The organism is Microbacter margulisiae (assembly GCF_014192515.1).
Classification (GTDB): Bacteria; Bacteroidota; Bacteroidia; order Bacteroidales; family Paludibacteraceae; genus Microbacter; species Microbacter margulisiae.
Genome location: NZ_JACHYB010000001.1, coordinates 466231 through 481822, shown reverse-complemented (window position 1 = coordinate 481822; position 15592 = coordinate 466231). Strand labels below are relative to the sequence as shown.

At 41.8% G+C, this 15592-nt stretch carries 7 protein-coding genes; all 7 read right to left on the bottom strand.

The genetic code is table 11. The features are described from left to right. Positions 1 to 212 precede the first annotated feature (212 nt). The 7 genes from FHX64_RS02025 to FHX64_RS01995 all read right to left on the bottom strand — a co-directional run bounded on the left by FHX64_RS02025 (position 213) and on the right by FHX64_RS01995 (position 15472). The gene (locus FHX64_RS02025; protein ID WP_183412179.1) at positions 213 to 2603 is read right to left on the bottom strand and encodes a glycoside hydrolase family 2 protein; all 2391 of its coding nucleotides are present in this window, start codon (positions 2601 to 2603) and stop codon (positions 213 to 215) included. 86 nt (positions 2604 to 2689) lie between these two features. Beyond that, a complete protein-coding gene (locus FHX64_RS02020) occupies positions 2690 to 3727 on the bottom strand; it encodes a glycoside hydrolase family 53 protein (protein ID WP_183412178.1) in 1038 nt (345 codons plus the stop codon). 243 nt (positions 3728 to 3970) lie between these two features. Beyond that, positions 3971 to 5164, bottom strand: coding sequence for a SusE domain-containing protein (locus FHX64_RS02015; protein ID WP_183412177.1), 1194 nt, complete (start codon positions 5162 to 5164; stop codon positions 3971 to 3973). 53 nt (positions 5165 to 5217) lie between these two features. Further along, positions 5218 to 6786, bottom strand: a complete 1569-nt coding sequence (locus tag FHX64_RS02010) for a RagB/SusD family nutrient uptake outer membrane protein (protein ID WP_221202120.1) — start codon at positions 6784 to 6786, stop codon at positions 5218 to 5220. A gap of 10 nt (positions 6787 to 6796) precedes the next feature. Continuing rightward, positions 6797 to 9793, bottom strand: coding sequence for a SusC/RagA family TonB-linked outer membrane protein (locus tag FHX64_RS02005; RefSeq protein ID WP_183412176.1), 2997 nt, complete (start codon positions 9791 to 9793; stop codon positions 6797 to 6799). Positions 9794 to 10252: 459 nt separating this feature from the next. Continuing rightward, on the bottom strand, positions 10253 to 14191 hold the full coding sequence (locus FHX64_RS02000; RefSeq protein WP_183412175.1) for a two-component regulator propeller domain-containing protein: 3939 nt from the start codon (positions 14189 to 14191) through the stop codon (positions 10253 to 10255). Between the two features lie 138 nt (positions 14192 to 14329). Further along, complete coding sequence (locus FHX64_RS01995; RefSeq protein WP_183412174.1) at positions 14330 to 15472, bottom strand: carbohydrate porin; 1143 nt, start codon at positions 15470 to 15472, stop codon at positions 14330 to 14332. Positions 15473 to 15592: the final 120 nt, after the last annotated feature.

Here is a 15592-nt window from a genome sequence, read left to right as displayed (position 1 = left end):
AAATCACCCATAAACAACTGATAACAAATCGTTTTTCTCTGCCATTTGCAATAAAAGGTTCTTACAAAGATTATTCGTCTTTGCAAGAACCTTTGTTATGATCACTGCTTTTCGAAGCTAGAACTGACAACTAATAAGTTTGAATATTTGGATGGAAAGATAGGAAAATATCTCTCCATTTTATTTTTGCAATAAAAAAACAACGATACTGGCTATTTTACCATTTTAATCGGCAAGAAAATATCAGGCATACCCTCAGCATGAGCGATGACGGTAACTGTACCTGGTATTTTCCCAGCTTGCAATAAGATAGTTGCCACACCGCATTCGGAGCTGGCCGGATTGTCACCAATCAAACGGGCATCACCACGAAGCGTAAATCTGACTTTTATACCATTGTCGTACACTGGATTCCCTTTTGCATCACACAGCGTAGCATAGACAAATACCACATCAGCACCATCAGCCTTTAAAGCCCGGCCACTTTTGTCATAACTCAGGCGAATAGAAACCGTTTTACCGGGCGTGGAGACCTCATCAGTCTTTACCGGTTTGCCTCCGATATAACCTACAGCTTTCAATTGTCCGGGTTTGAATGCCGGAAGAGAGAATAGAAACGGCGGATAAGGAAGATGATCGGAATATTTGTCGCGCACAGCTTTTTTTCGTGCAATCAGTTTGCCGTTCAGGTAAAGCGCCACCTCCTGGCAATTGGAATATACCTTGATATCTGTCGTCGACTTTGCGTTCCAGAAACTGGCTATTTTTACCGTCGGTGAAGCATCATACGATGTTACGCCAACTCTGGGTGCCGCTTGCGAACGGTAAAAATAGTAAGCAAATTTAGGCAAACGGAAAATATCCATTATTCCAGAAGCTTCAATATCTGGAGAATATCCACGATTATAATCGAACATCAACCAGTTGGCATCGCCCAGATGCGGATTGCACAGGTCATCATTATGAGCTTCCTGAAAATTGAGCGCTTGTTGCAGCAATCGTTTTTCTCCATCGCTACGTAACTGCCGGCTGGTGCGCTCATCGCTTTTCAAACCGGCATAGCCCGCTTGGTTCAGCCCTGCATCCTGAGCAAAATACTCCCAATCACCATATTCTCCGGTAAAAAGAGGAATACGTCCCTTATATTTTTTCCAGTAATCAGGAAACTTGGCGTGCTGCCGTGCCGGAATAAAGACATCATAATACCGGTCGATCCATCCACAGGTAATCAATTTTGTATTGGGCGATTCTTCCCGGGCAATTTCATTCATTTTCTTCATAAAAGCATCAGGCATCGGCGATTCATTGAGTGAAAGCTCCCACATGGCAACGCATGGATGATTGCGGTCGCGACGAATCAGTTCGCGTGCATCCTGATACGAACGCATCTGAAACGTATCCTTACCCACAAACTGCCAACCGGGGATGGCATCAATGGTCAGAAGTCCAAGTTCATCGCAGGCATCCATAAAAGCCGGCGACTGGGGATAGTGCGAAAGACGGACAATATTGAAGCCGGCTTCTTTGATTTTGACGGCATCACGATACTGAGCATTGTCGGATAAGGCATTTCCAATGTAAGGATATTCCTGATGGCGATTGGTTCCTACCAGCAGAAGCGGGTGGCCGTTTATCAGGAAATGTTCATTTTTAATTTCAAACTTACGAATGCCGATCCGGATAGACAGCTTATCCTCCACCCCACTCTTCCCTTTCAGCGCTACCGTTAACGTATATAGATAAGGACGGTCAGGACTCCACAGAGCCGGATCGGTTACTTTTATTTCCTGTCGGATACTTTTGTCCCTACCAGCCAAAAGAGACTGTCCGGAAGATGTTGTCTTTGCCACTATCCGACCGGTTCTATCCCTCAAAGAGGAAACAACAAAAAAATGTTTTGCTATGCTGTACTCATTTCGAACGTTAGTTTCAATGGCAACTGTAGCCGATTTTTCGGAAACCTGAGGATACCAGACAAATAATCCACCGGAAGCCGTTTTGTTTTCTTTTATAGCATTGGTAATATGTAATAAATGGGTTATAACAAGAGAAACGTCTCGATAGATGCCGCTGTAATAACAAAAATCGAGACTCATAATGGGACGTCCGGGAGGGGTGTTTGGGTCGTCATGGTTATCGGCCTGAACCAACAAGCGATTTCTCTTTCCAAATTCAAGATAGGGAGTAAGATCTATGACAAAAGGAAGATATCCTACATAGTGAGTCATCAGAAGTTTCCCATTGAACCACACCTTCGCCTTCTGCATCACAGCGCCAAACTCTATATAAACTTTTCGTCCCTTCCAGCTGGCATTCGGTACAAAATCTTTCTTGTACCAACTGATTCCCACCCAGGGATGCTTGATCACCAAGGGTTCAATTTTTGCAGTATGAGGCAGAGTAACCGTCTCCCAGCCTGAAAACAAATACGAGGTATCCTCAGGATGAATGACTGTTTGCCCTAAATCTTCCTGATTGCGAAACTGCCAGTTATCATTGAAATTAAGTTTTTGTCGTTGACTAACGACGCTCGTCGTATTCAACAGGCAACATATAGTTATAGCGAAAAGTAGCCGGAAACGCACTATTGAGAAACTATCCATTTGTAAATTATTTTGGCATATAGAATCCTCGTGGAGACCTGTTTCACATGCCTCTGGACAAGCATTCCTGTTTGGTTTATGATTTTTTATTTGAAGGCATTCAATGCTACGGTCGGTTTGCCTGAATTATCGAAAGCGCCTAATGTGTAATTTTGCCAATTGTTATAACATTCCGGTTCCCAATAAAAGACTCCGAGTCCTTTATGATTACTTACCGATTTCACTTTGGCAATCAGGTCGGTCAGAAAGCTTTGGCAAACAGTGGGCGAATCCCAGGGCATTCCCACTTCACAAATCATCACTTCAGAACCATAGCGGCTCACCATATCGTTCATATTGGCAAGGCATTGGGCATTGTAGTTTTGCCAGTTTGTGGTGGACGGATATAACGACATGCCAATCACATCCCATTTGGCACCATTGCTTTTCAATCCATCAAACAACCAGCGATAGAGTGAATTATCATATCCATTTTGTAAATGAATAATCACTTTTGTGTTGGGAAACACAGCTTTTACCGCGTTGTATCCCGTATTTACCAAGGCGGCATAATTTGCCATACTGGTAGTAGCATTACCAGCCGGCCACATCATCCCATTGCCGGTTTCGTTGCCCACTTGCACCCACTCAGGCGTGATTCCATTTGTTTTCAACGTATCAAGAACATTGGTCGTGTAGTTGGCCATGGCCGTTTCCAATGCTGAAAAACTCAGCGATGCCCACGCTGCCGGAATAGTTTGATGGGAAGGATCTGCCCATGTATCGCTATAGTGAAAATCGATCATGATTCGCATCCCGAGGTTTTTGGCTCGAAGTGCCTTCACCAACAAATCCTTCGTGTTGCACCATCCATCAGATGGATTGACCCATGCCCTCAACCGGATAGAATTGATTCCCAAGCTCTTTAGCAACGTCATACATTCAGTTTGCGTACCGGCAGCATTATAAAATTTGACGCCACTGGCCTCCATTTGAGTTACCCAACTGACATCAGCACCTTTGGCAAACGTTGTATCGCTTGTTGTAGTAGCCGTTGTTGTTATAGTAGCCTTTTGGCATGCTGAGCACAGCAATAGACCCAGAAATGACATGACCAACAATATAATCTTTCCCTTATTCTTCATTGTTATGTTTTTTATTAATTCTACGGCTTATACAAAAATAACTCCATCGCTTTGAACGGAGGTATATTTTTCCAGCAATTGAGTTGATAACCACTCCCTGTCCTTTCTCCTTCGGGTTCCCAATATACGACATCAAATCCATTTTTGTGCAGTACAGCTTGTATTTCGTTAAAACCTTATGCAACGGTATTTTGTTACGTGACCATTGCATAAGGAATAAAGAATATTCTTCAATCAGGCGCTCTATTGTGAAACAATAAATGTTCCCGACTTAAAGTTGGCAGTAATCGTATAGGTACCCGATGTTGAAGGGCTTTGCATATTAACACCTGCCCAGTTGTTGGCAGCACCGCTCGCAATGATTTCACCACCCGATGTGAATGAAGATGCAGCAGAGCCTGCCGGAAGGATAAAGGCCGGATCTGTCCATGTAGAAGCAGCCGTAATCAAAGCATAAGTCTTTCCTCCGGTCAGATATACTTTCAGGGCAAAGGTATTGGCATCAATCTGTGTAAATTTCTGTGTAGCATCGGGAGCTGCCCACCCCAACGGAGTAGCATCGCCCACGATATACAGGGCAGATGGCGCAGAGAGCAGGCCAGGAGCTGCTGTCACGGTATACGTACCTGTCGTAAAATCGACTATTACCTGATAAACACCACTCGTAGCGGGAGCTGGGATATCAGATCCTCCCCATGCTGGTGTAGTAGTTGATCCCGAAGGAATAAAGTTACCTCCTGAGGCAGCTTCAGATGATGTAGCCGCCCTATAGGCCGGATCTCCCCATGAAGAAGCAGTAGTAATGAAATCGTACGATCCTCCACCAGTAAGTGAAACCAGCAATGCAAAACGATGGTCGTCAATTTGTACCATCTTCTGTGCATCGGGGACAGGATAACCCCAATTGGAAGCTACTGCGCTACCTTGTAAGTAAAGAGCAGTTGGCATTGCATATTTAAGCACTGTAGAAGTATAGGGAGTTACAGTTAATGTAATGACATTTGAATAAGCAACCATCTGATTATACGCCAGACTCGATTTCAATCTGACTTTCAGTTTCTCTGGTTGCCCTGCTTTCAGGTTGAGTTTCAATGCCCGCAGGTTCAATATAGAATCAGAGTAGGAAAAAGTATAACTGTTAGTGATCACCGATTCTTCGATAGGATTGGAAAACGTACCATTCAAAGTATCAACTTGCAACGTATAGGTTACCGGAGTGCTCACGCCATAGGTGAGCGAGTCCCAACTGAAAGTCACTGCATTCGTTGATCCGGCATTGGTAGATGACAATGCAATGGTAGTATCACTGGCATGCAGTGTAAATGTTCCATCAGCCGGTAAGGTTGCTATATAGGCAGGGGTATTGTCGGTACACGAAACAACTATCAATCCTACTGTAAAAAGCGCCAAAATCCATTTAAATATATTGTTTGTCATGATCATTTCATTTTAATCGTGAATAACATGGTTAATTCGTCATAAACCACAGATCAATAGCCTGTGTTTTGAGTCAGGTTCGGGTTTGCCAGCAAATCTGACGTGGGAATTGGGAAGATGTTGTATTTGCTGTCAACAGCTTTACCAGCGGCAACATTACCTTTCCAAGGCCATAGATAATCGGCGGTGGTCAATTTATTGTAGCGAACCAAATCGGTACGGCGTTGCGCCTCCCAATACAATTCGCGGGCACGTTCATCGAGAATAAAGTTGAGAGTCAACTGCGACAGGGTAATATTTCCTGCTGTACTCTGAGGATTGTTAGCATAAGCACGACCTCTTAGCTGGTTGATATATGACAATGCCGTAGACATGCTCCCTCCCGATCCGCCTCTTAACACAGCTTCTGCGTAGATCAGATAGATTTCTGCCAGACGGAAGACCGGAAAATCAATATCAGACAAATTGCCATAACTGTTATTTTGCACTATAGCTTGACCAGAGCGGTCTACATTGCGGTATTTGTAGAAAGAATAGCCATCTGTTTGCGAAGAAATACTGGTAATATCCAAAGTTTGTCCTGTTGTCCAGAACTCTGCCCGTTTGTCAGTAAGCGTGTCGGTCGAGGGAAACAGATTGACTAAAGCTGATGTAGTTCTGAATTCCCCCCAGCTTGACGACAGACCGTTGACAGTCGAAGGGACTCCGGCAGCACCCAGAGAAAGAAAATTTGTTCCACCCCATGTTTCCATCGAATTCTTATAGTTGATGGTAAAAATAAACTCATTGGTATTTTTATAATTATCGCCAAGCATCAACCAATTATAGCACGGTTCAAGTGAATATCCCGCATTAATCACTTTATTGCAATAGGTGATGGCATCCGTATATCGGGCTGTGTCGGTATAAACAGAGGCGTTGAGATACATACGGGCCAACAATGACCATTCAGCAGCTTTATCGGGAAGTCCCCATTCGTTTGTTTTCGGATCAGGCAGATCGGTATCAATACTTTTCAACTGCGCTTCTATCCAATCAAACAAGGCATCACGCTTAATCTGTGTAGGATTGCTTTGACCTAATGTTTGTTCGGTTGCGAAAGGAGGATTGGCATATTCATCCATCATAATCCAATAAAAATAGGCCCGCAGAAATTTTGCTTCAGCCAGATATTGCTTGATAGTGGCTGCATCCGTACCCGTAAATCCCCGTTTAGCCACATTAGCATCGGAAGCTTCATTGATAAAATTATTGCAGTACGTGATATTAGTCATCACAACCGTGTAAAGATTATTGATAGCCGTAAGATCGGCGCTCCAATCAAGTTTATGGTATTCGCCTGTATTGCCGTCGTCATCCCAGGTGCCTACAGCTTCATCGGTGGGATATTCCTGCATTTCCCAATAATAGCGCAAAAAATTATTATATGCCAGATTAGAGAACAGCGACACCAAACTCTGTTTATATCCTGCTACTGTAGAATATTGCTCCGAATTGGTGATGCCATTGGTCGGCATCTTGTTCAGATCGCTTGTACAGGAAGATAAACTCAAAGCAGAAACAAGTACAAAGGCTGTAACTATTGTCAGGAATTTATAGGGATTCATTTTTATATCATTCATAGCGTTAAAATTAGAAGTTAAGATTTAATCCTAAAGAAAATGTTCGGGGAATCGGATAGGTGTTTTGATATCCACTATTCGTTTCAGGATCTTGTCCGGTGAATTTGGTAATCGTAAACACATTCTGAACGGATGCGGATAACCTGAGCGACACATGACTGTCACGGATAATATTACCGAAATCATACCCCAGATTAATATTATCACACTTCAGAAATGAAGCGTTTTGTAAGTAAAGATCGCTGTAATTCTCATAAGAACTACTTTGAGAGAAATGCGTTTTATAATAGAGTGTACTCATATTTTCGGAAGTATTCCATCCGGTAATGGCTATGGTGCTATTGGTTGGTTGGTAATAAATATAATTGCCTAAATCTGAATGCATGGCAATACCCAACGTCCATCTTTTATATTGAAAGCTTGTATTAAAACCCATAAGGTATTTTGGCACTGCCGATTTATTGGTTAAATAACGGTCACTGGCACTGATCACTCCATCATGATTAGCATCAACCACCTGTCCTTCTACTGGCATGCCGTTTTTGTCGTACACCTGATGGTAGAGATAATAGGTATCACGACTATACCCCACAGTGTTAACAAGGCGATCATCACTCGAAAGCGATAATCCGTTATCCGTCGTATAATTCAGATGTGTAATTTTATTTTGATTATAAGCAAAATTGTAGCTAATATTCCAAGTAAAGTTTTTGGTCTGAACAGGCACGGCTTTAATAAGAAATTCTACACCGTCATTTTCCATTGTACCAATATTTCGTGTCATAGTGGAAGAAAATGTATATCCAAGCGGGACTATGACTGTCTGGAGTAAATCTTTTGTTTCCCGTTTATATACATCGAGGGAGCCCGTGATGCGGTGTTCCAGAAAACCGTAATCTACACCAGCATTGGCAGTGGCTGTTTGCTCCCACTTTACATCCGGGTTGTAAACCGATGGCCAGATTGTAGTATATGCCGTATTGCCAATATAATACTGATAAAGGGTGCTTGCAGCCGTATAAACAGGAACATGCATATAATTAGCCAGTCCATCCTGCTGTCCGGTAACGCCATAACTCAATCTTAGTTTCAGATCGGAAATAACACGGTTATTCTTCAAAAAGTTCTCATCTTTCATTTTCCATGCCAATGCTGCTGATGGAAATATTCCCCAACGATGACTGGGGGCAAAACGGGAAGAGCCATCATCGCGAATCGAGGCAGTTAAAAGATATTTCTGGTCGAAGGTATAATTCAGACGTCCATAGAAAGAGATAATGGAGTGGCTCGGTTGATCCATTCCATAGCCGGATGTGGAAGGATATCCATACTGCGATAATTGTGTTCCAGCCTGATTGTATGTCGGATAATAATAATAGGTAGACAAGAAGTTATTATAGGAATATCCACCTGTAAGATCAATCTTGCTAAGTAGTGACGGTAGCTCTTTCGCATAATTGGCATACGATTCGAACACTGTATTAAATACTTTTGATGCTGGATCGGCCTGGTTGTTATAACCACCGGCCACGTTATCAGCAAAATAATTAGCCGGAGTCCAATATGACGAAGTCGCCCTTGATGCATCATATCCTGCATTTACATTGATATGCAGGTCGGGAAGAAAATGAACTTTGTAGTCCAAATGAATATTGCCTATGCTCCGTATAGTACTACTATAACTGTGTACCTGATCAATCATACTTACCGGATTGGAAATGGTAACCGCTGGATTCGAAGCATACTGGGTATATTGGTAATAACCACCATACGTCTGATCGGACGTGTAAACAGGCTGTGTGGGATCATATTCTGCAGCAACCCAGATAGCATTTTGATTGGCAATCCGTTGTTTTTCATACGAACCTTTCACACTGATGGTCACTTTAAGATGATCAGTGAAAAATGTTGGATTAAGATTCAACATACCTGTAATTCTCTTATAATTACCTGTTTTCAGAATGCCATTCTGATCAGTATAACTGGTAGAAGCATAGTAAGGAAGGGCTTTTACCTTACCTCCGACGCTAAGGTTATAACTGGTAGAAAGTGCTGTCTGAAAAATTTCTTTCTGCCAGTCGGTTGATGCATTTCCCACAGGAGTAACCGTGGTTAGGCCTAAATTATTTATCACGTTACGATACTGAGTGGCAGACAGTACGGATATTTCCTTTCGAAGATCCGACACTTCCGTATTTTCTGAAAAAGAGATCTTTGGTGCACCTTTGACGCCTTCTTTAGTAGTGATAAGAATAACGCCATTCGATGCACGCGAACCGTAAATGGCAGCGGCAGAAGCATCTTTAAGCACAGTAAAAGTGGCTATGTCATTAGGATTCAGTTGACTTAGCATGCCAGGGCCGCTATCCCAGCCTTCCAATGGCATTCCGTCTATCACGATAAGCGGATCAAGGCTGGCACTCAATGAAGCGCCGCCTCGAATTAGGATAGAACTTCCTGCGCCTGGCTGACCACTTGACGGTAGTACCTGAACACCTGATATTTTATTGGAAATCAACTCCTCTGCATTAGCAACAGGGGCTTTCTGGAAATCCTTGGAACTGACCGATTCGATAGCTCCGGTAAGATCTTTGGCTTTTTGCGTACCGTACCCGATCACCACCACTTCATCTAGTTTCCTGGCTTCTGGCGTCATTTGTACATTCAACCTGCTTTTGCCTGCCGCAAAAATCTTCTGTGACTGATAACCAATAAAAGAAAATTCCAATGCAGTTTTATCAGCAGGCAGTGTCAGGCTAAAAGAGCCATTAACGTCGGTAATAGTTCCTGTATGGGTACCTGCTACGACTACATTTACACCTGGTAGGGGCATTCCCTTTTCGTCTTTCACTATTCCCGTTATTTTACGAGAACCGTTTTCCGTCGAATTCTGTTGGGTGGGTGGTAAAGGTGCTGCATAAAGCAAACAACTGACAAACAACATGAAGATTGTCATTACAAAGAACCGATAATGACAAAATTTTTCCACATGGAGGATTTTTCTCATAATAGATAAATTAAGATTAAACAATTGAGATCATTAAACTCACGAACATTAAAACGACACACCCTGATTGCCTAAAAAAACCTGATTAAAACGCATACAGTGTAATCCGGCTGGCAACGCTTTGTCATAAATATGGATTACAGACAAGAGAACCATTTCCCATTGAAGGAAAACAGGCAAAAGAACAGCCTGATCACTTCATTTTGGGATGAACAAAAGTAGAAGGAAGGAGAGCATATAGTCCGACGAAATCGGACATAAACTAACAAAAAACAGACGTGGAAAAGGATTTAACAGTCCGGTTATCGTAAGCTGAAGAGATTATTAAAAAAGCCATAAAACAATAATAATCTGGATATTAAAAAGAATTAGTCTCACTTAAATCAAACGTATGCAGATCAACGACAATGCAGATTGAAGATCAGATAGCAACTAAATAGTTTCTTTTTTAATTTCCGGTTATTTGGTGTACTGTTTCGGGGTTTGTCCGAATTTATTCTGGAAACATTTGGTAAAATAGGAATGATTGGTAAAACCCACCAAATACATTACTTCTGTTACAGAAAATTTTTTCTGTGCCAGCAGCATGGCGGCTTTTTCTAAACGAATGGAACGAATATAGTCGACAGGAGTAAAACCTGTCAGTTTTTTTATTTTGCGGTAAATTTGCTTGGTGCTGATTTCTGAAAGTTCACTCAGGAAATTGACATTCATTTCAGGATTATCAATATTATCTTCAATGATTTTAGTCAGGTTGGCCAGCAACTTTTCATCATACGAAGTAGTTTCTATTTCTTTTGGGGTGGTCATCGCTTCGATGCGGAGCTTTTCCTCTATCTTGTCATTTTGAGTGATTAACTGGCGAACACGCAGCATGAGGATGTTCAGATCAAATGGCTTTGGTACAAAGGCATTTACACCCGCCTTCAGACTTTGTTCTTCCGTCAGGGTATCGTCTTTTGCTGTCAGCATAATGATCGGGATTAACGACATCTCCTTGTGTTTGCGCAACTGACGGCACATCTCCATCCCGTCAAGCACCGGCATCATCATATCGGCAATGATCAGGTCGGGATGCAACTCCAATGCACTATCAAGTCCTGTTTTGCCATTATGCGCCACATGCACTGCGTATTCACCCGACAATGAATGCATTAAAAATTCACTTACTTCCAGATTATCTTCCACAATAAGAATCTCTTTCTTTCCTGGCTCAGCTTGGGTAGGCGTCGCATAAACTACCTTCTTTTGTTCCTCCCTATCGAATTCTTTAATAATAGGAGAGCAAGGCAATGTCAGCGTCATCGTAGTTCCGTGGTTTTCTTCCGAATCAATATGAATAGTGCCTTTGTGTTGGTCCATATACTTTTTGACAAGATAGAGCCCGATACCGGAACCTTCATAACTATGTACCATTTTATGCGACTGGTAAAAACGCTCGAATACATATGGTAAATCTTCCCGGGGAATTCCGATGCCAGTGTCGGCAATAATTAATTGTAAATTTTCTTCCGAACTTTGTGTTATGGCTAAGGTAATGGTACCACCCTGATTAGTAAATTTAAAAGCATTAAATATCAGGTTATTCAACACCGATTCCATTTTCACCACATCGATTTCAACATAGACCTGTTTGATATCTGACAAAAACAGCCCCTGTATTTCCTTCTGTTGGAATAAGTCTTCATACACTGCAAATATTCCACGGGCAAATTCTACAAATTCAACTTGTGATTTGATCAGGGCTGCATCAACAACCTGATCCTGGTGCCCAAATCCTACCACCTGCTGTACCAACTCATTCAGTCTAAGCGCATTTTTATAAATCGAATTCAATTGTTTTTTTAGGTTGGTACTACGGGTTTCGAGCATCATCTTACTCAGAGGTGCGATAATCAGACTCAATGGAGTTTTCAGTTCATGCGAAACATTGGTAAAGAAATCAATTTTAAGGTTCGACAATTCAAGCGATTTTTCCCGTTCTATCCGTTCAATTTTTATTTGGTGTTTATCCCTGTAATACTTTATTAACCAATACACAACAGCAACAATCACTATGAGATAAAACAATCGCGCCCAAATAGTATTATACCACGGATACCTGATTTGAAGTATAAATACAAGATCCTGCTGAGAATTGTCCGGATTTGTATTGACATTACGAACTGTCAGTTCATAATTGCCAGGAGAGAGGTTGGTATAGGTAATCCGGTTGGTACCGGGATCAATCGTATGCCACTCGCGATCAACGCCATTCAGGTAATATTCATATTTATGGTTTTCTTCCTTTGAATAGGTTAGATCTGATACCTGAAAAGTCACATTATTTTGATCGTAAGGCAGCGAAATCCTGTTCAAATAACGGATCGCTTCTCCTTTACGGTTGATATTTGAATCATACGATTTGCCGTTGATCAACAAATCGGTAAGAAGCAGAGATGATGTTCCTGTGGCATGACGACAAACATTGGGAGAAAAAACGATATATCCGTCGACTCCGCCTAAAAACATGCGATGGCTTTGCGTATCATAGAAACTACTCATGAAAAACTTATCGGGAAGATTGATCTGTTGAATGGCAAAAGTCTTTTTGTTCAGGCAAAAAATACCTTTTATCGTACTGATCCAGATATACTCCCCTTCTTCGGCTAATGCACGGATATTATTTTGCTTCAGCGCATCATATTTAATAATCATTTCCCTGTTGGTAGCAGGATCTATTCTAATAAGGCCACCATCAAATCCAACCCAGAGATAACCGGAAAGATCCATCAGCATGCATGTTGAATTCAGATCAATATTAGTTCCACGATCAGATTTAAAGAACATTTTACTTGCCTGTCCGGTAATGCTGTTGATTCGGGCAATTCCATCATCGGGTGTCAATGCCCAGATGTTTCCCTGTTTGTCCTGAACAATCTGACTAACGAAATTACCAGATTCAATCGTTGAAAATACGTTGATATTAAGATTTCGCTCTGCCACATACGGTCCTGAAGTGTTGGCAAGCAGCTTGTGTTTGTCAACAATAAATAACCCACCCAAATAGGTTGCAATCCACAATTGTCCCCTGTTGTCTTCAAGAATACTGTAGGCCCAGTTCGCATTGCGGGTACCTGTTTTATCAATAATGTTGTAATGAATAAACTGGTGGTTAGCATAATTATAGCGGCTTATACTCCCATCCGTAGCGATCCACAGGTCGTGGTCCCTGTCTTCATAAATACATCTGACCCGATTGTGCGAAAGAGGGTATCGTGGATCTCCCATCCTATACCAAATGCTTCGTTTCGTTTTTGCATCGACAAAAATCAGACCGTTGCTGCCGCCATACCAAAAATTACCGCGGGAGTCTTTAAACATGCAATATATTTGATTTCCATCGCCTACTCCGGTTTGCTGGAAAATCGTTATCAACTGGTAGCGTTTTGTATTTTTGCTGAACGATATTCCATAAGCTGTTCCAAACCAGGCATTTTTATCCTTATCCACAAAAATTGACCAAATAGCATTATCTATCAAGGAGTTGTTGTTACGGGTATCATGTACTACATGCGTGATATGGTTTTGCTCCGGATTATAGACGAACAAACCGTTATCTGTACCGAGAAGCAGGTTGTTATCCTTGTCAATCGCCAATGACTTAACGGAGTTGCCATCGAACTGTGCAATATGTTCCACCTTCTTTGTATCCGGATGATATTGCAACAAATACCCCTCTGTACCGACCCAAATACATTTCCGGGCAACATCCTCGCAAAGCGAGTTGACCAGCAGGGATTTTTTGGCAGTCGTTACCGGTAGCTCTATTTTTTGGAACGTATCCTTATGGTTATATTTGACACATAATCCATTATACGTTCCGACATAAAGATCGTTATTCTCCGATATTTGCAGGCAGTAAACCGCATTATGCGTAATCCCTGTATGACTTGTCGCGGAGTAATTGGTAATTTTGCCATCTTTCAGGTTGTATAAATACAACCCCGTCAATGTACCTATCCAAAGTTTATTGCCCTGCAAGGCAACCGCACGGACATCAGTGGGTAATCCGGAAACACTCTTTTCGAAGCGATCTGTCTCAATATTGTAAATATAGACACCTCCGAAAGAGCCCAGGTAAAGATATTTTTTTCGGTAAATAACGCCACAGGTAAAGATCGGCGCCTGCTGGGTGGCTCCATAAGGATGGTATTGAAAAAAATAACCATCATAACTATACAATCCTTTATCTGTTTCAAGCCATAGCAATCCCTGTCGATCCTGCACAAAGGCATAGACGATGGCATTGTCGGCAGTAAATGAAATATTGGCAAAATTCTGATATTCAAGCGTCTGACCAAAAGCCAAAGATTGAAGGCAACAAAATGACAATAAAAATAACGCCCTTTTAAGCATTGTATGGAAGATCGTTTATTGGCAATAGAACGATATGGGCTTATTTCTCAAAAAAAGGATAAAAACCGCCCTTTGATCAATAAGTTATCCCGGGCAAAATTACAAAAATCTTTTTTATGATGACTGCCTGGAGCAGAGCTAAAAATGAATGCCGAACCGTAGGATACTTACAACTGCATTTTTGTATCGGATACCTGTACGGGCCGGATTAAACACGTATTGAACATCAGGCTTGAGGTATACATTGGGATTGACGTTCCATTGATATGCCATTTCAACTGTAGTTTCGTTTGCCACTGCTCCATTTTTTAAATCCAGATACGCAATTGCAACCCCAGCCTGATCCTCTCTTCGTCCGGGAAACAAGCCATTATAATTCAGGCCTATACTAATATAACCTTTGTCAATCCGATGTGGTGTTGGATTAATCCCCAGTTGTGAGAACAAGACCACTCGCCGTGTTTTCGTTTTCCATACTTCCTGTTCTCCAATAAAATAGAATCCCAACTTGGTCTGTTCACATGGTATGGAATCATTGCAATGCCGGAAATAAAAACCTGCCTTATAACTTCCCTGAAGTTCTTTTATCAGGCTATGAGCAAAATCGACCTCTGTGACAGACAATATACCATTATTTTTACCTAAACACCATTTCGTGTTATAGGGATTGCTCTGAAAATTGTCGGGAGTTCCGTCATAAACAGCGCTTTGCCATGACATGGTGTTATTCACGTTCCATTGTACAGAAACCCCCAGGGCGGTGAGCGGAAAAATCGGAGCAGGAATATTCCCGGAGATACTGGGCATGATACCAAATGAACTATTCAGAAACAGGGCTCCGGAAGCACATACCGCAAAATTCGCATTAAGATCCTGCAAGCCAGTTATGACCGTAACACGTTTTAGCATTTGCTTATACCACAATTCATACAGAAAAGTCAGGTTACCTGCCTCGATATTCGATACACCCTGAAAGTCGCCAATCAAATATTCCGAAGGTCGTCCGCCATGTGTGTTTCCGCCATTGACAAAGAAAGTTCCGCCTTTCCACCAACCTGCGTTATCGGTATTGAATCCTATTTTTAAATTGGCCAACCCCAGGTAAGTACTACCCTGCTTTATCCCGCCCCGTAAATTGGAGGCAAAGTCCCCAATGTAAGATGCTTCAAAAAAAAAGGGAGATTTGTTGTTTATAGGTTGATTTGAAACATACTGGCCGTAAAGGTTGAAGGAAAAACATGCAAATACAGTGCCAACAGATATCATTTTGCTTAATCTCATCTCCTTTGCCGTGTTGTGGTTTCAAACACTGCAAAAGTAGTAAGCGGTTTATTATCAAACCATAACCCAAAATAGTGATTTTTTAGCTGAATGCTCCTTATTTATGGTGATAATCCTTCC

What these genes read in the sequence shown, in the direction of transcription:
- FHX64_RS02025 (WP_183412179.1), bottom strand. Translation starts at nt 2,603, where the DNA reads ATGGATAGTTTCTCAATAGTGCGTTTCCGGCTACTTTTCGCTATAACT.
- FHX64_RS02020 (WP_183412178.1), bottom strand. Translation starts at nt 3,727, where the DNA reads ATGAAGAATAAGGGAAAGATTATATTGTTGGTCATGTCATTTCTGGGT.
- FHX64_RS02015 (WP_183412177.1), bottom strand. Translation starts at nt 5,164, where the DNA reads ATGACAAACAATATATTTAAATGGATTTTGGCGCTTTTTACAGTAGGA.
- FHX64_RS02010 (WP_221202120.1), bottom strand. Translation starts at nt 6,786, where the DNA reads ATGAATGATATAAAAATGAATCCCTATAAATTCCTGACAATAGTTACA.
- FHX64_RS02005 (WP_183412176.1), bottom strand. Translation starts at nt 9,793, where the DNA reads ATGAGAAAAATCCTCCATGTGGAAAAATTTTGTCATTATCGGTTCTTT.
- FHX64_RS02000 (WP_183412175.1), bottom strand. Translation starts at nt 14,191, where the DNA reads ATGCTTAAAAGGGCGTTATTTTTATTGTCATTTTGTTGCCTTCAATCT.
- FHX64_RS01995 (WP_183412174.1), bottom strand. Translation starts at nt 15,472, where the DNA reads ATGAGATTAAGCAAAATGATATCTGTTGGCACTGTATTTGCATGTTTT.